Origin of the sequence: Paractinoplanes atraurantiacus (assembly GCF_900215205.1) — a bacterium.
Classification (GTDB): domain Bacteria; phylum Actinomycetota; class Actinomycetes; order Mycobacteriales; family Micromonosporaceae; genus Actinoplanes; species Actinoplanes atraurantiacus.
Map to the genome: position 1 here is coordinate 340,576 of NZ_OBDY01000003.1, position 23,618 is coordinate 364,193.

Here is a 23,618-nt window from a genome sequence, read left to right on the forward strand (position 1 = left end):
GGCGTGAGCGGGCACGTGACTGATCAGCTCGGCGCCTACGCGCTCGGCGTGCTCGGCGACGACGAGTGGGCGGCGGTCCACGCCCACGTCGAGGGGTGCGAGACGTGCCGGCGCGAGCTGGGCGAGCTGCGCGCGACCGAGGAGCTGCTCGGCGAGGTGCCGCCCGAAGCTTTCCTGGACGGGCCGCCGCAGGGCGGCGATCTACTGCTCGAACGCACCCTGGCCCAGGTGCGGGAGGAAGGCGACCGCCGCGACCGCAGCCGTCGTCTGGTGTGGACCCTCGCGGCCGCGCTCGTCGCGGTGGCGGCGCTCGGCGGCGGGGCGCTGGCCGGTCGCAGCGCGGCGCCCTCACCCGTCGCGGCCACCCAGCCGCCGGCGCCGGCCTCGGCCGCCCCGGCCGTCTCGGGCGCCGCGACCAACGCCGCCACCGGCGTCAGCATGAACGTCACCGTCCGGCCCGCGGCCGGATGGGTGCGGCTCAGCGCCTCCGTCGGCGGCGTTCCCGCCGGCGAGCAGTGCCGTCTCTACGTCGTCGGGGCGGACGGCGCCCGGCAGTTGGCCGGCAGCTGGCTGGTCTCCGAGACCGGCGACTCGACCGGCACCACCGTGGACGGCAGCGCCCTGGTGGCCCCGGCCGACGTGGCCGCCGTCGAGGTCGAGACCTACGCGGGCCGGCCGCTGGTGCGGGTCGACCTGTAGATGGTCTTGGGCCAGCTATCGCCATCGTCTAAGTAGACGCATATCATCAGAGCGTAATTGGACGGTCGCATAGCGTTATTTTCTGAACGGCGTCACCTTCTGGCGGGGGTGGTTCGGATGACCACAGCAGGGTGGTTCGCTCTCGGCATCACCGTGTTCGGCTCCCTCTGCTATGCGACCGCGTCCATCCTCCAGGCCGTCGGCGCCCGCCGCAGCGTCGGCACGGTCCGCACCATGGCCCACCCGCTCTACATGCTGGGCCTGCTCTTCGACATCCTGGCCTGGATCGGCGCGATGATCGCCCTGCGCGAGCTGGCCGTCTACGTCGTCGAGTCGATCCTGGCCGGCTCGCTCGCCATCACCGTCCTCGTCGCCCGCTTCGCCCTCGGCTGCCGCCTGCGCCGGCGCGACGCGGCGGCGGTCGTCGTCACGATCGCGTCGCTGAGCTTCCTGGCCCTGTCGGCCGGCCCGCAGGACGACGTGCACACCAGCGACGAGCTGCGCTTCGCCCTCTGCGCCGCCGCGATGGTGATGGTGCTGGTCGGCTGGGGCGCGGCCAAGGTGCAGGCCCCCGGCGGCCTGATCGCCGCGTTCGCCGGCCTGTCGCTCGGCGGCGCCGCCCTGATCGGCCGCTCGCTGCCCGTCCCCGAGGGCCTGAGCACCGGCCAGACCGCCCTGGCCATCGTCACCGAACCACTCACGCTGGCTCTGCTGACGTTCGCGGCCACCGGCATGATGCTCTACGCGCACGCCCTCCAGCACGGCGACGTAGGCCCGGTCACCGCCATCCACTGGACGGCCGAGGTCTGCGCCCCCTCAGTGGTGGCGATGGCCTTCCTGGGCGACACCGTCCGCGACGGCTGGCTGCTCCCAGCAGTCATAGCCGGCGTGGCCACAGTGAGCGCGGCCGTGGTCCTGGCCACCGCCCCAGCCACCCACGTCACGGCCAAGCCGGAGGAGACCATGCAGCCGGCCCTGCCCCAGTCGGTCCGCGCGGCCCTTCCGGCCCCCGAGATCCCGGCCTGGGTACGCCCCCTCGGCGAAAAGGTCATCTGGTGGGGCGCCCCACCGATCTGGCGCCCACCCCACCGCGCCCACCCCGCCGAGCCGGCCTACCGAACCACCGCGTCCCCTTCCGCCGCCGCCTACCCGCAGCCCGCCTACCCGAGGCTGGCTTACTCCCAGCTCGACCCGCCACAGCCGGACTACTCGCAGCCTGCGCACTCGCAGCCCGCATACCCGCGGCCCGCATATCCGCAGCTGGCCTATTCGCAGCTCGACCCGGCACCGCCCGGCTACTTGCCGCCCACTCACCTGCAGCTGGGCCCGGCGCAGTCCGGTTACCCGCAGCCCGGCCATCCGGAGCTGGGCCCGGCGCAGTTCGGTTACCTGGAGGCCGGTTATTCGCAGTCCGGTTACCCGCAGCCCGGCTCTCCGGAATTCGGCTCTCCGGAGTTCGACCCGGCACAGTCCGGTTACCCGCAGCCCGGCTCTCCGGAATTCGGCTCTCCGGAGTTTGGCCCGGCACAGTCCAGGTATCCGCAGTCCAACTACTCGGAGCCCGGCTACCAGCAGCTCGGCCCGGCGTACTCCGGCCATGCGGAGCCCGGCTACGCGCAGCCCGGTCATCCCCAGCCCGGCTATCCCCAGCCCGGCTATCCGCAACACGGCTATCCGCAGCCCGGTTATCCCCAGCTTCCCGCGCGGCCCGCGCCCACCGCTCGCGCCCAGGCGATGGTGCCGCCGTACCAGGCGCAGCCCGGTATGCCGCCGTACCAGGCCGAGCCCGCTCTGCCGCCGGTTCAGGACCAGCCCGCCGCGCCGTCGATTCGGGGTGAGGCGATGGTGCCGCCATATCACGCGGAGTCCGCCCCGGCGGTTCGCGGTGAGGCGATGGTGCCGCCGTATCACGCGCAGCCCGCCCCGGCGGTTCGCGGTGAGGCGATGGTGCCGCCGTACCAATCGCGGCCCACCATGCCGCCCTACCACGCCGGGCCTGTCTCGCCGTCTCGCCAAGCGCCGCCCGCCGCGCCGTCTCGCCAAGCGCCGCCCGCCGCGGCGTCTCGCCAAGCGCCGCCTGCCTCGGCGTCTCACCAAGCGGGGCCCGCCTCGGCCTCTCACGCAGCGCGGCCTGCCTCGCCGCCCCACCCAGCGCGGGCGGTTCAAGCCTCCGACCCGGCCTCGGCGCCGGCCGGCGATCCGCGCTGGTGGAGCGATCCCGCCACCGATGGGGAATGGTGAGCTAGAGGAGGCGTACGGCCTCGGGAATCGGGGTTGCCCCGTTGTTGAAGTTGATCGTGCGGCCGTAGGTGGACGGCTCGCCCAGGACCTCGGCCACCACCGCCGCCACGTCGGCCCTCGACACCGAACCTGATGTCGCGCCCTGCTCGGCCGTCTCTATGCGGCCCGTGCCGGCGGCGTCGGTCAGCGCGCTCGGACCCAGGATCGTCCAGTTCAGCTTCGACTCGCGCAGGTGGGCGTCGGCCGCCGCCTTCGCCTGCGCGTACGGGTAGAAGCCGTTCTCCGGGGACACGCCGTGCTCGGGGCCCGCGCCGAAGTACGACACCATCACGTAGCGGTCGACGCCGGCCCGCTGCGCCGCGTCCATCGACCGGATTGCCGCGTCGCGGTCCACCGCGTACGTCCGCGACGGGTCTCCGCCGCCGGCCCCGGCCGACCAGACGATCGCGTCGTGGCCCGCGAACAGCGCCGCCATCTCCTCGACGCTTGCCCGCTCCACGTCGAACACCGCCGGTTCCGCTCCGGTCGCGGCCACCTCCGCCGTGTGATCCGCGTTGCGGAAGACCGCCGTCGCCTCGTCCAGCAGCGGCAGCAGCAGCCGCGCCACCTTCCCGTGCCCACCCACCACAAGAACGCGCATTCCTGACACGGTACCCGCGGTGGGGCCTCGGCGACGTCGTCGAACGATCCAGGGGGAGCGCGCCACCCTGGAGCGTGTCGGCGCCGCCGAGGCGGCTCAGCTCGCCGCGCGGTGCAGGTCGTCGCGCGGCACCCGCAGGTTGACCACGGCCGGCTCGCCTTCGACGCTGCCGGCGATCTGGTCTCCGCCGGCGTACACGTCGTTGGACAGCAGGCCCGTGCCGTCGATGCGCAGATAACCCGTGGTCACCAGGTGCTCGGCGACCCCCGCGACCGTGTCCGGGCGTACGTCGGTGCCCGGCATCTGGACGGCGGTCACGGAGCCGACCTCGTCGCCGGTGGAGTCGACCACGGTCATGCCTACGTTCACCGTTGCGATGGGAAGACTGTTCGGCTGCATGGTTCCGGAATTCCCCGACGGACCGGCGCAAAACACAACCTGCCGACGGGCCGGTTTAGGGCCGGTCACCGCGTGGTACCCGCCCTGCCCCGGGCTCACCCCGACGGGAAGGCAGGAGATGCGTGCGGCAGTGCTCGATGTGGGATCGAATTCGGTCAACCTGCTCATCGGCGTACCCGGTACGACATCTCGCTCGTGGAAGGCACACACCTCTCTCGCCGCCGGGCTCCGGCCGGACGGTGGCCTCGGGCCGGAGGGCCGGCGGCGGCTGATCACCGCGGTGGGCGAGGCCGTCGCCGAGGCCGGGCGGGAGGGGGTCCAGGAGTTCCTGGCGTACGCCACCGCGGTGATCAGGGACGCGCCGGACCGCGACGAGGTGCTCGACCAGGTGGCCGCGGCCACCGGGGTCCGGCTGGGCACGCTGACCGGCGTCGAGGACGCCGAGACGACCTATCTGGCCGCCCGCCGCTGGGAGAGCTGGTGCGGCGGCCCGCTGCTGCTGGCCGACATCGGCGGCGGCTCGCTCGAGCTGGCCTTCGGCCGTGAGGTGCGCCCGGACTGGGCGGTCTCGCTCGATCTGGGGGCCCGCGTCCTGACCCGGCGTTTCCTGCGCGGCGGGGCCTCACCGGCCACCCGGGCCGCCCGTGACCTGCGCCGGTACGTCCGCACCGAGGTCCATCAGGCGCTCGCCGGCACGTCGTGGGAGTCCCGGTCGACTGCGGTCGCCGCCTCCAAGACCTTCCAGCAGTTGGCCCGGCTCACCGGTGCTCCGTCGCTGCGCCGCGGACCCTACGTGGCCCGGCGCCTGCACCGGCGTCAGTTGCGCCCGTGGACCGATCGGCTGGCCGCCATGCCGGCGAAGCGCCGCGCGAAGCTGCCGGGCGTCTCCAAGCACCGCGCCTGCCAGATCGTGGCCGGTTCGATCGTCGCCGACGAGCTCATGCGCGGCCTGGGTCTCACGTCGTTGCGGATCAGCCCGTGGGGGTTGCGGGAGGGCGTCCTGCTGCGCCGCATAGAGGGCGGTTGGCCGGATTTCGTCAACGCCCGCTGGGCGCCGTTGCCGTGAGTCAATGCCGGCTGGGCGCCGTTGCCGTGAGTCAATGCCGGCTGGGCGCCGTTAGCGTGACTTTGCCGGTGGTGCGGCGGGCGAGCAGGTCTTCGACGGCCCGGCGGATGTCGGTCATCGGGTAGGCGGCCTCGACGAGGGGCCGCAGCTTCCCGGCCGCGACCAGGCCGAGCATCTCGGCCAGCGGCTCGCGATAGGCGCCGGGCACGGCCAGCGCCGGCCGCAGCCAGAATCCGGCGACGGCCAGGTTCCGGTCGGCCAGCGTGGCCGGGTCGACCGCCGGGCGGCCCTCGCGGGAGGCGTTGCCGAAGGTCACGAGCCGGCCGAAGTTGCCGAGCGCGTCGAGCCCGGCGCTGAACACCGCCCCGCCGACCGACTCCAGCACGACGTCGACGGGGCGGCCGCCGTTGGCTTCGACGACTCTCCCGGCGTACCCCCAAGCCTCTGAGGAGACCGCGACGTCCGCGCCCAGCGCGACCACCAGATCGCGTTTGGCCTCGGTCGAGGCCACCCCGATGACGCGGCCCGCGCCGAAGTGACGGGCGAGTTGCACGGCGAGCGAGCCGACCCCGCCGGCCGCGGCATTGACCACGACCGTCTCGCCCGGCCGGACGCGGGCGCTGCTCCGCAGCACATGCCACGCGGTCAGCCCTTGCACCAGCAATGCGAGCGCCTCGGCATCACCGACGCCGTCGGGCACGTCGACCGCGTCCGCCGCCGGCACCACCGCCCGCTCGGCGAAGCCACCACCGTCGAAAGTGGTCGCCATGACCCTTCGCCCGTCGACCGTACGCCCGATCACCTCGGTGCCCGGCACGAACGGCAGCACGGGCGTGGGCTGGTAGCTCCCGGCGATGCGGCTGGTGTCGGCGAAGTTCAGCCCGGCCGCGCTGACCTCGACCAGCAGCTGCCCGTCGGCGGGGACCGGCTCGGCGACGTCGGCCAGTTCGAGGACCTCGGGCCCGCCGAAGCGTGCGCACTGCACCGCGATCATGGAACGGACACTACCGTCACCGCGGTCATGACCAGATCGCGCTCGATCGTGAAGCGGCCGCGGAACTCGGGGAGCGGGGAGTCGACGAGCGGGCGGCCGGTGAACGTCCGTACCGCCGGGTCGATCGAGATCACACACTCGTCGAAGCCGAGCCAGCGGCCGGTCAGCGGGAACCACGCTTTGTAGATGGACTCCTTGGCGCTGAACAGCAGCCGGCCCCAGTGGATGCCGCTGCCGAGCGTGGCCAGCATGTCGCGTTCGGCGGGCAGCGTCACCCCGGGGACCACCTCGGGCGGCAGCGCGGCGTGCGGCTCGGCGTCGATGCCGACCGAGGCGATGTCGCCGGCCCGGGCGACCGCCGCCGCCCGATATCCGGCGCAGTGCGTGATGCTGCCGACCACCCCGTCCGGCCACAACGGCTGACGCCGCGCGCCGGTCAGGATGGGCACCGGGGCGAAGCCGAGCCGTCGCAGCGCCTCGCGGGCGCTGCGACGGCCGGTGATGAATTCGCGCCGCCGCCCCTCGGTGGCCCGCGCGATCAGTTGTTCCTCGCCGGGGAACGGCTGCTCGCCGGGGACGTCGCCGAACGCCTCGACGATCACCACTTCCGGCGGTACGAGGTCGGTCAGCGTCACGCCGTCATGATGCCAGCGCCAGCGCGTATTCGGGCCACCACTGCCCGGCGGGCGGGGCGCCGGCCGAGCAGGCGCCGTCGGATTCGCCCGGCCGCTTCACCCACAGGTACGCGTCGACCAGCGTGTGCCCGGTGCGGGTCGTCGGCGCCTCGCCCAGCTTGCGGCCGGGCGGATTGCACCAATGGCGGTCGCCCGCGCCCACCTTGGCCGGGCCGTTGCCGTTGCGGCTCGTGTCCACGACGAAGTGGGTGCCGCCGAGCTGACGCGACAGCGCCGTGCCGTACCGGACGTTGTCGGCGGTCCGCTCGAAGTTGGCCACGTTGAGCGCGAAGCCGCTGGCCCGCTGGATGCCGGCCCGGCGCAGGGCGGCGGCCATCTGGGCCGGCTTGCGGATCCACGTCGGGTTGCCCGCGTCCACATAGACCAGCGTGCCCGGGTTGGCCCGCAGCACCGTCACGGCGTGCAGGAGAAGCCCGAACCGTTCGGTCGCGGCCTTGGCGTTCAGGCAGCCGCGCACGGTCTGCGCGACCGCGTCGGGCTCCAGCACCACCACCGAGCGGTGCCCGCGGATGGCCGTGGCCAGGGCGCCGACCCACTGGCGATAGGCGACCGCGCTGGCCGCGCCGCCCGCCGAATGACCGGAGCAGTCCCGGTTCGGAATGTGGTACAGCGTGAGGACGGGCAGCTTGCCGGCCCGGCCGGCGTCGGTGACGAGCTGCCGGGCCCGTGCCGCATATCCGGTCGACTCGTCGGCGAACCAGGTCGCCGTCGGGCGGTCGGCGATACGCCGCATGATCGCGGCGTCTCTCGTACGGCCGGCCGCCTCCCACGCGCGGACCTGGTCGGCAGCGGCGCCGTTGGGATCGACGTAGAGGCCCTGGCCCGTGAGACGGCCGTCCCAGGCCTCGGTCGACGGTGCCGGGGCAGGCGACTTCTTCTCGCTGGCGCTTATGGCGACGGGAGCGGCGATGCCGGCGGCGACCAGCGCGCCCGCGGTCAGCAGGACGTAACGCCGCTTCACCGGACCCTCACCCACCGGCCCACGGACGGCACACCCCGGTCGTCGACGAGGAACAGCATGTACCAGCCGGACGGCATCACGCCGTCGCGCTTGGGAAAGGTCAGGGTGACCCCGTGCGGACGGCGGAGCAGCGGGAGCGCCACCGACCGCTGGTCGACGTCGAGCACATGGGTGACCGCGCTGGGCCGGATCAGCCGGGCCGCGACCGCGCGCCCCGCGTCCGGTGTGGGGAAGTGGATGACCGAGCCGTGCGAGACCTCGGCCGGGCCGCTCGAGATGACCGGGCGGTCGCCCTTCTTGAAGAGGTACGGCGGGCTGTAGACCTCGATGCGCTTCTCGAACGAGCCGGGGTTGCGCCCGGTCTCGTCGTACAGCGGGTCGCTGCCCAGGGTGATCACCCGGCCGTCGGGCAGCAGGATCGCCTCGGAGTGGTAGTTGCGGCCGACCGTGGAGTCGGCCGCCTTCTCGAACCGGTTCGCCCTCGGCCGGTAGATCTGCGAGTTGAACAGGTCGCTGCGCGCGTCGCCCTGGTACGGACCGCCGCGATAGCCGGACGAGCCCCCGGTGGTGAAGACGCCGTCGTCGGGCAGGATCACCGCGTTCAGATAGCGCACCGGCTTGGGCAGATCCGGTCCGGGGCGATAGGCCGGCTTGGCCGCGTTCAGGTCGATGATGTCGGTGCGCGCGGTGGACACGGGCGACTCGCCGATCGCGCCCCCGCCGAAGATCATCACCTTCTGCTCCTGCGCCGGCGGCAGCAGTACGGACGAGCTGGTCTCGGTCATCCGCGGATTGCGCAGGCCCGGCGTCGTGGTGAAGGAATTATTGGTCAAATCCCAGATTCCGGGTGTACGGCCGATCTTGTCGGAGCCGTAGCCCGAGTTGGACCCCGAGTAGAAGAGCCGTCCGTCGTCCATGATGTGGAAGGCCGGATACGTGGGGAACTGGCGCTTGAGCCCGGGCGTGGCCTCCCACCGCCGGCGGTCCACCAGGTAGCGCTCGTTGTCGCCGGGCAGCAGCCGGCCGAACTCGTCGAGCCCGGAGACGGCGAGCACGTTGCCGTCCGGCATCTCGGTCAGTGTGGGATACCAGCGGTGCTTGACCATGTCGCCGACGCGGACGTAACGCTCGGTGCGGGGGTCGAACTCGTAGGCGGTCTTGTCGCCGCCGTACTCCTGCTTCTCTCTGGTGATCTTGTCGGCCAGGCCGTAGATGTTGCGCTGGTCGTCGCCGGTCAGCCCGTCCACCTTGTATTGGGCCGGCTTCCGGACGATCGGCCCGTCACCTGCCTTTTCCGCGTCGACCCAGACCTCGACCTCGGAGGCGTGGATCATGGTCTGGTCGCCGTGCTTCATGGCTTTCGCTGGTTGAAGCGTGACGTCGGCGCGCGTCCGATATCTCGTGTTATCGCCGCTCAACAAGATCGTCCCCTTGCGGAACGTCCGCGGCCCGCCGTTGGGCGACTCGTTCTTCAACTTCATGACGCCGGCGGCGTGGGTGATGTCCTTCTCCAGCCGCTCGTACGACTTGGTGCCGCCGGCCACGAGCACATTGCCGTTACCGAGGAACGTGTGCCCGGCGCAGAACACGTCCGTCGGCGTCGGCACCTCGGTGAACTTGTCGGTGGCCGGGTCGAACAGCACGGTCCGGAACGTGCCGGCCTCGAACGCCTCCCGGTTGTTGCCGCTGCCCGCGATGATCAGCACCTTGCCGGTGTGCAGCAGCGCGGCGTGGATCGCGTTCACCCGGAAACTGTCCGGCACGTGCAGGCGCGACCAGTGGCCGTACTTCTCCTTGTAGGACTGCCGGTTGATGGTGAACTCGCGGTAGGCCTCGTTCGCGGCGGCCATCATCGGCCGGTTCACCGCGACGACGAACCCCAGCACCACCAGAGTGATCAGGTAACTCAGCAGGCGCCGGGTGAGAGTCGGTTTCGGTCGGGGATTCACTTATCGCTTCCTCGTTGTGAGCCAGATTGCCGTGGGGGCCAGGCAGACGGCCAGGTTCAAGCTGGGCCACAGCCACATCGCGCCGTCCACGTGATGCCCGATCGGCGCGCTGGCCAGCAGGACGGCATAGAAGGCCGCCCACACCAGCCCGTGCCGAAAGGTGCTCAGCCGGTCGGGGCTGGTCGAATCGCCCTTGGGAGTAACGACGAACCCGGCCCGGCGGCGCAGCACGGCCCCGACGTACGAGCTCACATAGACCGGCGCGCACAGCGTGGACGCGATCATCCCGGTGAGCCCCGACGACCCGGCCACCTCGTGCGGCGAGACGTTGTGCCGCCGGTTGAACAGGTAGAGCCCCACCTGGAAGAGCGCGGCGTCCACGTACAACATCAGCCACACCTCGGCCGGCACCTGCACACCCTTGGCCCCGAGGATCAGATAGCAGGTCGCGTTCACGGCACCCAGCACCCAGGCCAGCGCGGTCAGCGGGTAGTACGACATCAGCAGCCCGTAGTGCACGCTGCGCTTGAACCCGAGCCGCCACGCCAGCCGCCAGAACTTCGTCACGACGACCTCGTCGGTGCCCCGCGACCAACGGTGCTGCTGGCTGAAATAGTCGGTCCAGGACGACGGCCCCTCACCGACCGCCAGCACGTCGGGCGTATACACCGACCGCCACCGCTTGCCGGTCTCCGGATTCTTGGCGGCGTGCACGGCCAGGCTGGTCGCCATGTCCTCGGTGATCGAGTCCTGCAACCCCCCAACTGCTTTCAGGGCATTGATGCGTACGGCGTTGTTGGTGCCCACGAGCATCGCGATGCCGTGCTTATTGCCTGCACGCTGCAGCAGCGAATGGAAAAGATATTGCTGCGACTCCGCCCACCGCGTGACCACGTTGTCGTAGTTGCCGTAGATCTGCGGCCCGACCACGAAGGCGACATCCTCGTCGTGGAAGTAGCCGAGCAGCCGCTCACAGAAGTTCGGCAGGGGCACATGATCCGGATCAACAGACACGAAGACGTCGTACGCGTCCCCGTGCCGATCCACCCAGGCGTTGTAATTGCCGTGCTTGGTGCGAGCCTTGAAAGCGCCGGATGCTTGGTTGTACGCCTCGACGCCCTTCCGCGAGAAATGGCGCACCCCGAGCCGCGCGCACATCCCCCGGACGTCGTCGTCATCGCCTTCGTCGAGCAGCCACACCTCGTACACCCCGGCATGACGCACCTGCCGGGCCGCCCAGAGGGTCCGCTCGACCATGTCGATCGGTTCCTTGCCCGGCACGATCGTCGTCAGAAAGGCCACCCGGAGATCCGCCGGCGGCGTCAGGGGTTGCGGGTCACGTGCCCACAGCGTGGCCAGACACAGCGTGACCACATTGACCAGCCGAAACAGCTCGATCAGAGCGGTCGCCACGACCATGACAACGGTCGCACCGAACAGCCAGGGCCGCATGCCCCGATCAGGCAACTCGATGGACGACACCAGCCAGAAGAAGAAGGTCGTCTCAAACGCAAACGCCAACACGGTAATGGCCAGCGTCGTCAGCGGCCGCCGCCTCGCAAGCCGCCGCATCCGTATCCGCGTGCCATCTCCCGCCGGCACGAGGGGCGCCCCAGCAAGCACGCTGTAGGCCGGATAGTCATACCGATTGGCAAACGTGACCGTCTCACCGGAGAGCGCGGGATGTACGGGCACCTTGACGCGACCCTGCAAAACCCACAGCCTCCCCCGAGCGCCCAACAACGTCCGGGGAGTCTTAGGGAGATTTCAGGCATCGCAACGCACACTTTGTCCGATATAGACGACCTTGCACCTCCCTCCGGCGCCGACGCGCCAATGATCGAGAGGTACGAAACTCGCGAGTGCCTCTGCCCGCGCTGAGAGCGGCGGCCCTTCGGTCGTGGGCGGAGCTCCTCGCTCTGGCGGACCCGGAGACGAACGGTGCCCGTCGCGTTTCTTCTGGTCCTCCGCGATATGCGCAGCAAGAGTGGCGAGGAGGATCCGCCCTGGCTCACCACGTCGCAGAAGCAGCGGCATGGATTCTCGGAGGACAGCTGGACGCGGGCGACCAAGGAGCTCGAGTCCGACAACTTGCTGATCACGAAAAGGACGCCGCAGGGCAGGGAGATCGACTTCCGGCGGCTGAACGAGGAGCGGCGCCCCGGGAGCAGGTCCCGGGGCGCCGATGGGGTCAGTTGCGGGTGATGGTGAACTGGGAGCCGGGCTGGATTACCACGTCTCCGGTGGCGGAATTGGTGATTGTCACGTTTGTCAGGGTGGCGTTTCCTCGTGCGCCGCTCATGGCCAGCACGCCCGCGCCGTTGTTCGACTTGTCGATGCGGACGTTGGTCACGGCGACGTTGGGCATGTTGCCGCCGCCTGTCTTGAACTGGATGCCGTCGTATGTGGAGTCCAGGATCTCCGTGTCGCGGATCGTCACGCCGACGATGTCCTTCGATGACGGGAACAGCGTGATGGCGCCGAACTCCTGGTCCTCGTTCCAGAAGACGCCGCCGGCCCGGTAGAGGCCGTTGTTGGCGATCAGCGTCGTCCCCGTGAAGGGCAGCGGGTCGTGGTCCGTGGCCAGCATGATGCCGGGGTAGTTCATCGTGTCGGCGATGATGTTGTTTTCGATGGAGTTGCCGAAGCCTCCGTAGATGGCCGCGCCGTTCGCCCGCCACGGCAACTGGATGGTGTTGTTGACGAAGTGGTTGTTCGAGGCCACGTCGACCGACGTGTCCTTGACGCGCGGGTTGGCCCAGACCGCCAGCGCGTCGTCGCCATTGGTGCGGAACGACGAGTTGAAGACCCTCGAGTTTCGGGTGCCGTTGCTGAAGTTGATGCCGTCCGCGTACGTGTCGCGGATGCGCATTCCCGTGAATTCGACGTTGTCGCCCGGGTTCCAGTAGGCCGGCGTGTCCGAGTAATCGCGGCCGACCCAGGCGCCGACGTTCGTGTGCTCGATCCAGACGTTGCTGATCTTCGTGTTCTTGCCGAGGCGGCCGTTGATGCCGTGGCCGCGGTTGGCCCTGTTCGTGGTCATGCCGAAGATGGCCAGGTCGGAGATCTGCGTGTTGTCGTCGATGTCGAAGCCGACGTTGCCCTCGTGCGGGTGGTTGATGTTGCCGACCACGTTCTGCGGTTCCGTGTTCGTGTAGAGCTGCGTGTGCCACATGCCCGCGCCGCGGATGACCACGTTGCGGATGCCCTTCTGGTTCCACTGGCCGCGGGCCGGGTCCGGCGACAGGATCTTCTGTTCCTGGCGCCATTGGCCGGCCGGGATCCAGACGCAGCTGATCACGCCGTTCTCGTCGTCGGTCACCGCGCGCTGGATCGCCGCCGTGTCGTCGAGGCCGTCGTTCGGCACGGCGCCGTACGAGGTGATCGACGTGCAGCCGGCGGGCTGGGACAGGGCCGGTGCGACCTGTTCCAGGTCGACCAGGTCGATCACGTAGAACGCCGCGGTGTCACCGGCGTCGCGCTGCAATTTGAATCGGGTGCCGGCCGGATACGACGTGGACAGCAGCGCGTGCGATTCGTCGAAGAGGCGCCGCGCGTCGGCCGACGGCGTGTTCGACAGTGATTCCGTGTCGTCCGACGTGCCGTACAGCCAACTGTTGCGTGACGACAGGGTCAGCTTCTGCACGAACTGGTCGTTCGCGTAGAGGCTGATCGTCGCCGATTGCCCGCCACCGCCCGGTGCGTCCGGGATGGAGTTGCGGACGACGATCGAGTTGGCCTGGTTGGCCGACGTGAACTGCACGTACTGGCCGGTCGCGGTCAGTCGCACCGATTTGCGGCCCGACGATTCCGTACCGAAATTGGTGTGCCCGAACGTCCTTTTCGCGTCCGCCTCGACCAGGGTTCCGGTGTACGTTCCGCTCTCCGCCTCATAGGAGACGTAGGGAACAGCCGCTCCGCGGCCCACCACGACCGATTGTGTACGCGTGTTGTTGTTCTCGTTCGTCTCGGCGACCACGTTCGTCGCGTCGGCGATGGCCGTGATCGTGGCCCCGCCGCTGGCCGCCGTCCACGTGCCGACGGTGACGGTGGCGGTCGCACCGGCGGCGATGGCCCCGGTGGTGGCGTTCAGCGTGGTGCTGCCGACCGTGACCCGGGTGACGGAGGCCGCGGCTGCACTCGTACCCCTGTTGTTGACCGCGACCGAGAAGCTCACCGGCGCACCCACCGCGGGGTTGGCCGGTGTCGGCGTCACGCTGGTGACCTGCAGGTCCGGGCCCGGCGCCTGGGCGACGACGAGCGGCGACGACGCGGTCAGGGTGTTGTTGTCGTTGCTGAGCTCGGCCACCGTGTCGGCCGGGTCGACGACCGCGGAGACCTGGTAGCTGCCCTGGGCCCGGCGCCCGGCGTTGACCTGGACGGTCGCGGTCGCGCCGGCCGTCAGCGATCCGACATTCGCGCTTCCGACGACATTTCCATTCAGCCGTACGTCGACTGAAGTGGCCCCCGCGGTCGCGGAGCCCGCGTTGCGCACCGTGGCCGAGACGGTGACCGCCGTGGCCTCGTCCGGCGACGAGGGTGACCAGGTCACGGAGGTGACCGTCAGGTCGGGGTTGGGCGCCCACGTGCCGAGGACCTGGAGCTCGGCGACCTGGCCGCCGGGTGCCCCGGTGTTGCTGAAGAACTGGAGCTGGAGGTCGGCGACGCGGCCGGTGACCGGGATGGTCACGGTGTTGCCGCCGGCGAAGGCGTAGTCGGCTCGGGCCTTGAGCGAGGTGTAGCCGGAGGCGCCCTGGGCGCGGCCGAGGACCTGGATGCCCTGGGTGCGCGGGCCCCAGGCCGAGTCCGGGTTGAGCTTCACGACGACGCCGGTGACGTCGGCGTTGGCGCCGAGCCGCGTGGTCAGCGTGGCCGGGAAGCCGTTGGACTCCCAGTAGGTGGCCAGGTTGTTGTCGTTGGCGTCGGGCGCCGTGAAGTTGAAGACGCTCGAGGACGCCTCCATCGCCTTGCCCGCGGCCAGGTTCGTTCCCGAAGGAGGGGGTTCCTGGCCTCCGCTTACCCCATATATCTCCAGCTCGGACAATTGGGCCGCGGGCCACCCGCTGTTGGCGGTGATGGTGACACGGACATAACGGACGCTGGCCGCCGTGAAGTCGATGGTGACGGTATTGCCGGACGCCGGGTTGAAGGTCCGGCCGGCCGATCCGGACAAATCAGACCATGTGCTGTTGTTCGTGCTGCCCTGCACGCTGAGCGTCTGAGTACGGGTGGCCCAGGCCGACGAGGGCGGCAGCTTCAGCTTGACCTGGTCGATGGCGGTGGTGGCGCCCAGGTCGACCTGGACCCAGTGCGGGAAGGCGTTGTTCGGGCCCTCCCAGTAGGTGTCGGCGTTGCCGTCGTTGACGTTGGACGCCACGTACGGCCCGTTGACCGCGCTGGCCGCCGCCGCCTTGCCGGGGGCGAGGTTGGGGCCGCCCGCGGCGTGCGCCGCGCCCGGCGAGAGCCCGGCGGCGACCAGCACGGCCACCGCGACTCCGGCGAACAGTCGTCGTCTTCTCATGAAGGCCTCTGTTCTGCAGATGCCGGCCGCCAGGGTTCGGGGGTCCTGACGGCCGGCCGGGGATGGAGGGGAGTCCTGCCCCGAAGATTCGGCCGTCTCCATGAAAATTGCGTGGAGCCTGCCGAGTTTTTTCGTGAGCAGGCATCCAAGGTTTCAGATGTGTGACTATTTCGTCAACGGGTGCGGGAACGACACCTGAACCCGGAGGCCGTCGTGACCGGTCGAGGAGGCCGCGATGACCCCGTCGTGGGCGCGGGTGATCGAGCGGGCGATCGACAGGCCGAGGCCGGCGCCGCCGCTGTGGTCGATGCGGCCGCCGTGCAGCCGGCGGAACGGCTCGAACAGTGCCGACACCTCGCTCGGCGGCACGTCGTCGCCCGTGTTCGCCACGATCAGGGCGGGATCGTCGCCGACCCGTACGTCAATGGTCCCGCCTTGGCGGTTGTATTTGATCGCGTTCTGCACGAGGTTGGTGACCAGGCGCTCCAGCAGCACCCGCTCGCCCTCGACGACCCGCGGGCTCAGCTCGCTGGTGATCGTCACGCCGGCCTCGTCCGCCCGCGACCGGTGGGCTTCGAGCACCTCGGCCGTGATCTCGTCGAGCCGCAGCGGCGAACGGGCCAGCAGGCCGCGATCGCTCTCGCTGAGCACCAGCAGGCCCTCGATCAGGCGCTCGTTGCGCTCGTTGGTCTCCAGCAACTGGGCCGTGAGCAGGGACAGCTGGTCCTCGCTGAGGGTGCGGGCCATGCCGACCTCGATCAGCGTGCGCTGCACGGCGAGTGGGGTGCGCAGCTCGTGGGAGGCGTCCGCGGCGAAACGCCGCTGAGCCTCGTAGCCGACCGCGATGCGGTCCATCATGTCGTCGATCGCCCGGCCGAGCGCGCCCACCTCGTCCTTCGCCTCGGGCCGCAGGCGATAGCCGAGGTTCTGCGGGCCGACGTTCGCGATCACCGGGATCATCGTCTTCAGCGGGGCCAGGCACCACCGTACGGCCAGATAAGCCGCCGCCAGAAGCGCGACCAGCACGATCGTCACGGTGAGAATTGTCGGGATGCTCGGATGGCGGAACAGCTGCCGGCAGACGGCCGACGGGCTGTCCGGGCCCGGAGTGACACACCACGACGGCCCGAAATCGTGCCACAAGGTCAAAAGCTGATCGGCCATTTCCCGTACGAACAGGGAGGCGAGCAGAAGCAGGGCGCACAGCGCCGTCACGCGGCGGCGGATCATGAACCGAGTCGGTATCCCGCGCGCGGCACGGTGTGGATCACCGGCGGATCGCCCAGCTTGCGCCGAAGGGTCATCACGGTCATCCGCACGGTGTTGGTGAAGGGGTCGGCGTGCTCGTCCCAGGCCTGCTCGAGCAGGTCCTCGGCGCTGACCACCTGCCCGCCGGCGCGCAGCAGGACGTGCAGCACGGCGAACTCCTTGGGTGACAGCGAGAGGATCTGGCCGTCGCGGCTGGCCGTGTGCCGGGCGACATCGAGCACCACGCCGTCCTGCTCCAGGACAGGAGGAAGAGCTGGTCCCGTACGCCTCGACAACGCCTGCAACCGGGCGACCAGCTCGGCGAAGGCGAACGGCTTGGTCAGGTAGTCGTCGGCGCCCAGGCCCAGCCCTTCGACCCGGTCCCGGATGCCGGCCGCCGCGGTCAGCAGCAGGACCCGGGTCGGCTGCTCCTGCTGCCCGATCCAGCGGCACACCTCGTCACCCGTGCGGCCCGGCATGTCGCGGTCGAGCACGGCCACGTCGTAGCGGTTGACGCCGAGCCGTTCGATGGCCGCCTCGCCGTCGTAGACCACGTCGACGGCCATGGCCAGCCGCCGCAGGCCCTCGGCCACGGTGTCGGCCAACACCCGTTCGTCCTCCGCCACCAGCACTCGCACCGCGTCACGCTCGCACAGCTCGTATAAAGGATCCATAAGGGCGCTGCTGACGCCCGCCGGACTGCCCGATCACCACCATCGTCTCCTGTGATGAGATTTCTTTCCGTGGTGTTCGCCGCTTTGATGGTCATCTGTCCGGCTTCGCCGGCGGCGGCGATCGCGTACGGCGAAAACGCGCGGGACGGCGCCTACCCGTTCGCGGTGCTGCTGACCATGAAGGGGCTGCCGACGACCGACGGCGGCTCGCGGGACAGCTCGTGCTCGGGCGCGCTCATCGCCGAGCGCTGGGTGATCACCGCCGGTCACTGCTTCCGCGACGCCAACGGCAAGCGGGTCAGCCGCCCGGTCGCCGACGAGACCATCGCCACGATCGGCCGGATCAAGGTCAACGGCAAGGGCGGTCATGAGGTACGGGTCGTGGAGGTCCGCCAGTCGGACACCCACGACGTGGCGCTGGCCGAGCTCGCCTCACCGGTCACCGGCATCACCCCGCTGCGTCTCGCGACGACGGCGCCGGCTCCGGGCGAGACGGTCCGCCTCACGGGATTCGGGCTGACGACCAGAGATGGTGAGTACGTCCCGGTGTCGCGCCTGCAGACGGGGCGCTTCCGCATCGACCACGTCGGCGACTCCCTGCTCGAGACGACCGGGGTGGCCCCGCACGACGAGACGAGCCCGTGCCCGCACGACTCCGGCGGGCCGTACTTCCAGGAGCGCAAAGGTCAGGCTCCGGTGTTGGTGGCGGTGGTCAGCTCGGGGCCGGGCTGCCCGCACGCCGGTCCCGACCACAGCGCCCGGGTCGACAACATCAACGGCTGGATCACCACGACGATCACCACCGGGCCGTCGTCCTTCCCCGTGGGCTGGATCGTCGCTCTTGTCGTCGCGGCCATCGCGATCCTCTGGACCGTTCGCCGCCGTCGGCTACGTTGACCTTCGTGCTGGAAGAACGACCGTGGAAGCGGCCCCTGGGCGACGTCGCGGCGATCGTTTCCATCGGGGCGTTCTGGGCGGCGCACGACAACTGGATCGTCCAGCTGCTCTGCGCTCTCCTGATCGCCGGACTCGTAGCCGACCTCATCGTCGCCCTCCGGCCCCGGCGTGGCGTCACCGAGCCCGTGGCGCCGGCCGTCATCTCCCTGAGCCCGGGCGATGATCTGAAACTGGACGTCGGCCTCGGCGTCCTCGACATCCACATCAACGACCACCGCTACCGGGCCGAATACGACGAGGACGGCGAATCGGCCGGCGAGGCGATGGCGGCCGTCCAGGCTGAACTGCGGGCCGGGCGCACGATCACCGACCTGAACGCGTTCCTCGGGCCCACCCTCGTCTTCCGGGCCATGTCACGATAGGTGCCCGCCCGGACATGGGATGAGCGTGAGCCCCGGTATCGAGCACGAGGAACGCTTCCGGCGCGTCTACAGCGCGAACTTCGACGCGCTCCTGGCGTATGCGCTGCGGCGCGTCGAGCAGCCGTCCGACGCGGCCGACGTGGTCGCCGAGACCTTTCTGATCGCCTGGCGGCGTACGGAAGAAATGCCCTTGGGTGAAGAGACCAGGCTCTGGCTGTACGGGGTCGCCCGGCGCGTCCTCGCCAACCATCACCGTGGCGGGGTCCGCCGGGCGCGGCTCGGCGACCTGCTGAGACAGCGGCTCACCCCGCCGGCACCGGCCGACCCCGGCCGCGAGGTGCCGGAACGGCTCGTGGTGTGGGCCGCCCTGGCCCGCCTCAACCCGATCGACCGCGAGGTGCTCACCCTGACCATCTGGGAGGGACTGCAACCGCGCGAGGCGGCGGCCGTCCTGCAAGTGAGTCCCGAGACCGTCCGGGCGAGACTGTCCCGGGCCCGGGCGAAAATGCGCGACCTTCTCGGTAACGACCGGCGCACGGCCGGACATGTGCTCGACGTCCTGACCGCACCGACCCCCGAGGAGGCCTGAGAATGTCCGACGAACAGCTCGACCGGCTGGTCCGCGACGCCGACCCGTACCGGGCCGATCACCTCGACGGGGCCGAGCAAGCGCTCCTGGAGGAGATCATGTCCGAGCCCGTCCGCAAGACGTCACGATGGCGCGGCCTGGCCACGGCCGTAGCCGCCGCGGCCGCCGTCACGGGCGTCCTCGTGGCGTCCGCCGTCATCCGCGACCGCCCGGAAACCGGCCAGGCCGCCCCCGCCGTCACCGAGTCGGCCCCCGCCCTCCTGCAGTTCGCGGCGTCCGAGAAGTTCCCCCGGCTCCTGATCGACGAGCCCGGCTGGAAGGCCACCCACGTCTACGGCTTCGCCGGCAAGGACGGCACCATCGCCTTCGAGGACAAGACCGGCCGCGCCTTCGAGATGAACTGGTACGCCGGCGAGCACTACGACGGCTACTACAAGGACCGCCTGGAGGTCAGCCCACCCGAGGCCACCGTGGTGGACGGCTGGAAGGGCGCGCGCTTCACGTACAGCGCAACCCGCTACGCCATCATGCTGGAACCGCGCGACGGCGTCTTCGTCGAACTGGGCACGTCGAGCGGTGACTGGAACCGGACCTCGTTCGACCAGGTGGTGGCCCACATCAAGCGCGTCGACGTGGACACCTTCCTGAAGGCCCTCCCGCCGGAGGTCGTCACCCCCGACCGCGAGGACGAGGCGGCCAAGAAGGTCCTGGCCGACATGCCACTGCCACCCCACTTCGACGTGGCCACGCTGAAGGGCTTCGGCGCCAACGACTCCTACCAGTTCGGCGCCAAGGTGACCGGCCACATCGCCTGCGCCTGGATAGCCGAGTGGAAACGAGCCAAGGCGGCCGGCGACAAGACAGCCCAGCAGAAGGCCACCGACGCCCTGCGAGGCAGCCACCAGTGGAAGACCCTCAACGACATGAACGCCGAGGGCGACTACCCGGAGGCCCTGTGGGAGTACGCCGACCGCACAGTGGCCGGCAACCCACCCACCACCGAAGAACTGAACCAGGGCCTCGGCTGCTCATAGCTCCTACTGCCCAAGGACATCGGCGACCCGGCCAAGCGGGCGGTGATCGGCGGGGCCCTTCAGTTGATGCCCTCGCCGGTCGCCGTTCCGGCGGCACAAGCAGCAGATCGAGCGTGTCGCGGATCGAGTGACAAGGGTTGATTGACTGGCCGGCATGACTGGTCTCGGATCCGTTGCCTGGCCGCCTTCGCCCATTCGTACTCCGAGGCTTGTGCTTCGTGCCTCTGAAGCCCGTGATCGGCCGTACTTCGTCGAGCTGCTGGCCTCGGCCGCGGTGCACACCTATCTCGGCGGCCCGCAGCCTCGCGACCAGCTCGAGCGTGACCTGCCTGAGGTCCCCGAGCAGTGGCCCGGCAGTTTCGTCGTCGAGCTCGACGGCACGATGATCGGCCAGATCTTGTTGCGGCGCCCGGCCGCCGAGGGGAAGGTCGATCTCGGCTATCTCTTTCTGCCGCGGGTTTGGGGTTTCGGCTACGCCGCCGAGGCCTGTGCGGCGGCGCTCGGCTGGCTCGACGGCGTCCTGCCCGGCGAGCCGGTCGTGCTCGTCACCCAGAGCGCCAACCTTCCCTCCATGCGCCTCGCCGCCAGGCTCGGCTTCGTCGAGGTGGAGCGTTTCCGCGCCTGGGATGCCGAGCAGTGGCGCGGCCGGCGGAGGTGACCAACGTCGCTGTAATTGACACGTCAATTAGATGCATGATTGACGTGTCAATCAGATGCGAGGGGGAGTCATGCAGTTCGGGATCTTCGGTGTGGGCGATCTGGCGCGCGACCCGGTCTCCGGGGAGACGCCCAGCGAGCACGAGCGCCTCAAGCGCATCACCGAGTACGCCGTGCACGCCGAACAGGTCGGCCTGGACGTGTTCGCTTTCGGGGAGCACCACAACCCGCCGTTCGTGGCGTCGTCGCCGACCACGCTGCTCGGCTATGTCGCGGCCCGGACCGAGCGGATCATCCTGTCCACGTCGACCACGCTGATCACCACCAACGACCCGGTGAAGATCGCCGAGGACTACGCGATGCTTCAGCACCTGGCCGGCGGGCGGGTCGACCTCATGCTCGGGCGGGGCAACACCGGCCCGGTCTACCCGTGGTTCGGCAAGGACATCCGGGCCGGCATTCCGCTGACCGTGGAGAATTACGCGCTGATCCGCCGCCTGTGGCGGGAGGAGAGCGTCGACTGGGAGGGCAAATACCGCACGCCCCTGCAGGCCTTCACGTCCACGCCGCGCCCGCTCGACGGTGTGCCGCCGTTCGTCTGGCACGGCTCGATCCGCAGCACGGAGATCGCCGAGCAGGCCGCTTACTACGGCGACGGCTTCTTCCACAACAACATCTTTTGGCCGTCGTCACACACCGGCCGGATGATCCGCCTCTACCGCGAGCGCTTCGAGCACTACGGTCACGGCCCGGCCGACACGGCGATCGTCGGCCTCGGCGGCCAGTTCTTCGTCAAGGACAACTCGCAGGACGCGCTCCGTGAGTTCCGGCCTTATTTCGACCATTCCCCGGTGTACGGCGGTGGGCCGTCCCTGGAGGAGATGATCCGCCAGACACCGCTCTCGGTCGGCAGCCCGCAGCAGGTCATCGACCAGATCCTCGGCTTCCGCGAGTATGCAGGCGACTACCAGCGCCAGCTCTTCGTCCTCGACGGCATGGGCATCGGGCACACCGAGGTCCTGCACCAGCTCGACCGCCTCGGCGAGATCGTCCCGATCCTGCGCAAGGAGTTCGCCGTGGGCCGCCCGGCACACATCCCGGACGCGCCCACGCACGATTCCCTGAGGTCAGCGGCTCAGACCCGCTGAGTCTCCGTCGTCGACGAGTGCAGTTCCGCGGTGGTCTCCGTGACGAACCGGCCGGTCTTCGCGCTGCGGTGCACCTCACGGTCGCCGTCGTGCTGGTCGCCGCCGACGTGCTCGGTCGTCGTGGTGTCCGGCGACCGCTCGGCGGTGCTCTCCTTCACGAACTTGCCGGACTTGGTGCTGCGGTTGACGTCGTGCTCATTGCCTGCCATGGGGGGGTGGGCCTCCTCGTACGTCAATGTCTTGATCGAGAGGTGCCCACTTCGCCGCTGAGGAAAACAGGGGGGTTCTGACGTTACCTCTCTCATCGTCGCGCCCCGGCCTACCGTCGAAGGCATGGTTCAGGAACTCGTACTCAACAACGGTGTGACGATGCCCGCCCTCGGCCTGGGCGTCTTCCAGAGCGCCCCCGAGGAGACGGCGGCCGCGGTCGAGACGGCGCTGAAAGTCGGATACCGCCACATCGACACCGCCGCCGCCTACCGCAACGAGCGCCAGGTCGGCGAGGGCCTCCGCCGCTCCGGCGTCCCGCGCGACGACGTCTTCATCGAGACGAAGGTGTGGGTCAGCGACTACGGATACGACGAGACCCTGCACGCCTTCGAGAAGGCCACCCGCAAACTCGGCGTCGACCGCCTCGACCTGCTGATCCTGCACCAGCCGGCGACCGACCGCTTCGACCGCACGATCGCCGCTTACAAGGCCTTGGAGAAACTTCTTTCCGACGGCGCCGTACGGGCCATCGGCGTCAGCAATTTCATGCGCCACCACCTGGACGACCTGCTGGCGAGCACCGACATCGTGCCGGCGGTGAACCAGATCGAGCTGCACCCGTACTTCTCCCAGCCGGACGTGCAGAAGGCCGACGCCGAACACGGCATCCTCACCCAGGCCTGGTCCCCGATCGGCGGCATCACGTTCTACCCCGGTTGGGGCGAGGAGCGCCGCAACGTCTTGCAGGACCCCACCATCGCCGCCATCGCCACCACCCACGGCAAGACCCCGGCCCAGACGATGCTCCGCTGGCAGCTGCAACACGGCCGCTCAGCCATCCCCAAGTCCACAAACCCCACCCGAATCGCCGAGAACTTCGACGTCTTCGACTTCGAGCTGACCCCCACCCAGATGACCCAGATGGACGCCCTCGACACCGGCGTACGCAACGGCCCCGACCCGGACGTGCCGCGCCCGGCGATGTTCGACATGGTCATCGCGGAGGACTGATCCCGAGGCCTGCCATACGATTCAGCGAATGTCGCCCGTCGATCCACTCATTCTCGACTTTGGTGGCGTCGAGGGTGGCGGCAGGATCGCGAACGTTCACGTCAGAAAGGCGGCACACGCGGCTCGGAACATCGTGCTGACGTTGCACGACGAAGGGAGCGACGGCGACGCCGATGACGACCAGATCGGGCTGTTCCTGGTGTTCCTCTATCCCGGCATCGTCTGGGCGCCGGAGCACCAGGGCATGCGCGTCGATCGGTGGGTGAAGAGGGATCGCCGGATGGTCATTCAGGTGGCCGTCGATGACGGGGTGGTCCTGGACGCTGGAGAAGCGAGAGCTTATGTTGCGCAGAATCTGCGAGCGGCCGGTCTGCTCCTCGACGCCGAGGTCTCGAAACGCGGGATTCCCGGCTCGACGGCGACCTGCCACCGATTGATCGAGGCCGTGCTCGCCTCGGAGGAATGGGCGGGACTTCAGCATGGATGAGGACGAGCTCGAAGAGATCGAAGAGCTGTGCGCCGCGGCGAGTCCGGGGCCTTGGTTCGTCAGGATGCTGGACGAT

23 protein-coding genes are annotated in these 23,618 nt (G+C 69.7%); 12 read left to right on the top strand and 11 right to left on the bottom strand.

All coding sequences use genetic code 11. The features are described 5' to 3' along the window. The first annotated feature begins 3 nt into the window (after positions 1-3). Positions 4-699, top strand: coding sequence for an anti-sigma factor (locus CRP55_RS10875; RefSeq protein WP_101536178.1), 696 nt, complete (start codon positions 4-6; stop codon positions 697-699). A 117-nt stretch (positions 700-816) separates the two neighbouring features. Continuing rightward, on the top strand, positions 817-2,940 hold the full coding sequence (locus CRP55_RS10880; protein ID WP_097319650.1) for a DMT family transporter: 2,124 nt from the start codon (positions 817-819) through the stop codon (positions 2,938-2,940). Position 2,941: 1 nt separating this feature from the next. Here the strand turns inward: CRP55_RS10880 and CRP55_RS10885 are convergent, their stop codons facing one another. Together CRP55_RS10885 and CRP55_RS10890 are read right to left on the bottom strand one after the other, a co-directional pair. Then, a complete protein-coding gene (locus CRP55_RS10885) occupies positions 2,942-3,580 on the bottom strand; it encodes an SDR family oxidoreductase (protein ID WP_097319653.1) in 639 nt (212 codons plus the stop codon). Between the two features lie 96 nt (positions 3,581-3,676). Further along, on the bottom strand, positions 3,677-3,949 hold the full coding sequence (locus CRP55_RS10890) for a hypothetical protein (RefSeq protein ID WP_245922916.1): 273 nt from the start codon (positions 3,947-3,949) through the stop codon (positions 3,677-3,679). A gap of 148 nt (positions 3,950-4,097) precedes the next feature. On the opposite strand from CRP55_RS10890, the gene CRP55_RS10895 reads away from it, so the two are divergent. After that, positions 4,098-5,045, top strand: coding sequence for a Ppx/GppA family phosphatase (locus CRP55_RS10895; RefSeq protein ID WP_097319657.1), 948 nt, complete (start codon positions 4,098-4,100; stop codon positions 5,043-5,045). A 31-nt stretch (positions 5,046-5,076) separates the two neighbouring features. On the opposite strand, the gene CRP55_RS10900 is transcribed toward CRP55_RS10895, so the two are convergent. Genes CRP55_RS10900 through CRP55_RS10920 form a run of 5 tightly spaced genes read right to left on the bottom strand, consistent with a single transcriptional unit; the run spans position 5,077 to position 11,387 of the window. Next, on the bottom strand, positions 5,077-6,039 hold the full coding sequence (locus CRP55_RS10900; RefSeq protein ID WP_097319658.1) for a quinone oxidoreductase family protein: 963 nt from the start codon (positions 6,037-6,039) through the stop codon (positions 5,077-5,079). Next, positions 6,036-6,674 (bottom strand): 4'-phosphopantetheinyl transferase family protein, encoded by a 639-nt coding sequence (locus tag CRP55_RS10905; RefSeq protein WP_245922917.1) that lies wholly within the window; start codon positions 6,672-6,674, stop codon positions 6,036-6,038. The genes CRP55_RS10900 and CRP55_RS10905 overlap by 4 nt, the downstream gene beginning before the upstream one ends. Positions 6,675-6,678: 4 nt before the next feature. Continuing rightward, positions 6,679-7,695, bottom strand: a complete 1,017-nt coding sequence (locus CRP55_RS10910; RefSeq protein WP_245922918.1) for a glycoside hydrolase family 6 protein — start codon at positions 7,693-7,695, stop codon at positions 6,679-6,681. Beyond that, positions 7,692-9,644, bottom strand: coding sequence for a radical copper oxidase GlxA (glxA, locus tag CRP55_RS10915; protein WP_179855119.1), 1,953 nt, complete (start codon positions 9,642-9,644; stop codon positions 7,692-7,694). The genes CRP55_RS10910 and glxA overlap by 4 nt, the downstream gene beginning before the upstream one ends. After that, a complete protein-coding gene (locus CRP55_RS10920; protein ID WP_245922919.1) occupies positions 9,645-11,387 on the bottom strand; it encodes a glycosyltransferase family 2 protein in 1,743 nt (580 codons plus the stop codon). 231 nt (positions 11,388-11,618) lie between these two features. Here CRP55_RS10920 and CRP55_RS10925 point away from each other — a divergent pair, with 231 nt between their 5' ends. Then, positions 11,619-11,849, top strand: coding sequence for a hypothetical protein (locus tag CRP55_RS10925; RefSeq protein WP_143234544.1), 231 nt, complete (start codon positions 11,619-11,621; stop codon positions 11,847-11,849). Here CRP55_RS10925 and CRP55_RS10930 read toward each other — a convergent pair. The 3 genes from CRP55_RS10930 to CRP55_RS10940 all read right to left on the bottom strand — a co-directional run bounded on the left by CRP55_RS10930 (position 11,836) and on the right by CRP55_RS10940 (position 17,051). Continuing rightward, positions 11,836-15,165, bottom strand: coding sequence for a CARDB domain-containing protein (locus tag CRP55_RS10930; RefSeq protein WP_097319664.1), 3,330 nt, complete (start codon positions 15,163-15,165; stop codon positions 11,836-11,838). The genes CRP55_RS10925 and CRP55_RS10930 overlap by 14 nt on opposite strands. A gap of 165 nt (positions 15,166-15,330) precedes the next feature. Next, complete coding sequence (locus CRP55_RS10935; protein WP_097319667.1) at positions 15,331-16,395, bottom strand: sensor histidine kinase; 1,065 nt, start codon at positions 16,393-16,395, stop codon at positions 15,331-15,333. Then, a complete protein-coding gene (locus tag CRP55_RS10940) occupies positions 16,392-17,051 on the bottom strand; it encodes a response regulator transcription factor (RefSeq protein WP_097319669.1) in 660 nt (219 codons plus the stop codon). The genes CRP55_RS10935 and CRP55_RS10940 overlap by 4 nt, the downstream gene beginning before the upstream one ends. A gap of 90 nt (positions 17,052-17,141) precedes the next feature. Here CRP55_RS10940 and CRP55_RS10945 point away from each other — a divergent pair, with 90 nt between their 5' ends. The 6 genes from CRP55_RS10945 (at position 17,142) to CRP55_RS10970 (ending at position 21,834) form a co-directional block, all read left to right on the top strand. Beyond that, positions 17,142-17,984: a S1 family peptidase gene (locus CRP55_RS10945; RefSeq protein WP_097319672.1), complete on the top strand. Its 843-nt coding sequence runs from the start codon at positions 17,142-17,144 to the stop codon at positions 17,982-17,984. 5 nt (positions 17,985-17,989) lie between these two features. Further along, the gene (locus tag CRP55_RS10950) at positions 17,990-18,406 is read left to right on the top strand and encodes a PH domain-containing protein (protein WP_143234546.1); all 417 of its coding nucleotides are present in this window, start codon (positions 17,990-17,992) and stop codon (positions 18,404-18,406) included. A 19-nt stretch (positions 18,407-18,425) separates the two neighbouring features. Beyond that, the gene (locus tag CRP55_RS10955; protein ID WP_097319676.1) at positions 18,426-18,995 is read left to right on the top strand and encodes an RNA polymerase sigma factor; all 570 of its coding nucleotides are present in this window, start codon (positions 18,426-18,428) and stop codon (positions 18,993-18,995) included. Between the two features lie 2 nt (positions 18,996-18,997). Continuing rightward, positions 18,998-20,029: a hypothetical protein gene (locus CRP55_RS10960; protein ID WP_097319679.1), complete on the top strand. Its 1,032-nt coding sequence runs from the start codon at positions 18,998-19,000 to the stop codon at positions 20,027-20,029. 211 nt (positions 20,030-20,240) lie between these two features. Further along, positions 20,241-20,687, top strand: a complete 447-nt coding sequence (locus CRP55_RS10965) for a GNAT family N-acetyltransferase (protein WP_218854329.1) — start codon at positions 20,241-20,243, stop codon at positions 20,685-20,687. A gap of 70 nt (positions 20,688-20,757) precedes the next feature. Further along, entirely contained in the window at positions 20,758-21,834 is a 1,077-nt protein-coding gene (locus CRP55_RS10970) for a CE1758 family FMN-dependent luciferase-like monooxygenase (RefSeq protein ID WP_097319683.1), read from the top strand. Here CRP55_RS10970 and CRP55_RS10975 read toward each other — a convergent pair. Next, the gene (locus tag CRP55_RS10975) at positions 21,822-22,043 is read right to left on the bottom strand and encodes a hypothetical protein (RefSeq protein ID WP_097319685.1); all 222 of its coding nucleotides are present in this window, start codon (positions 22,041-22,043) and stop codon (positions 21,822-21,824) included. The two genes, CRP55_RS10970 and CRP55_RS10975, sit on opposite strands and share 13 nt — an antisense overlap. Positions 22,044-22,167: 124 nt before the next feature. Here CRP55_RS10975 and CRP55_RS10980 point away from each other — a divergent pair, with 124 nt between their 5' ends. Further along, complete coding sequence (locus CRP55_RS10980; protein WP_097319687.1) at positions 22,168-23,055, top strand: aldo/keto reductase; 888 nt, start codon at positions 22,168-22,170, stop codon at positions 23,053-23,055. A gap of 28 nt (positions 23,056-23,083) precedes the next feature. After that, a complete protein-coding gene (locus CRP55_RS10985; RefSeq protein ID WP_097319689.1) occupies positions 23,084-23,542 on the top strand; it encodes a hypothetical protein in 459 nt (152 codons plus the stop codon). The last annotated feature ends 76 nt before the right edge of the window (positions 23,543-23,618 follow it).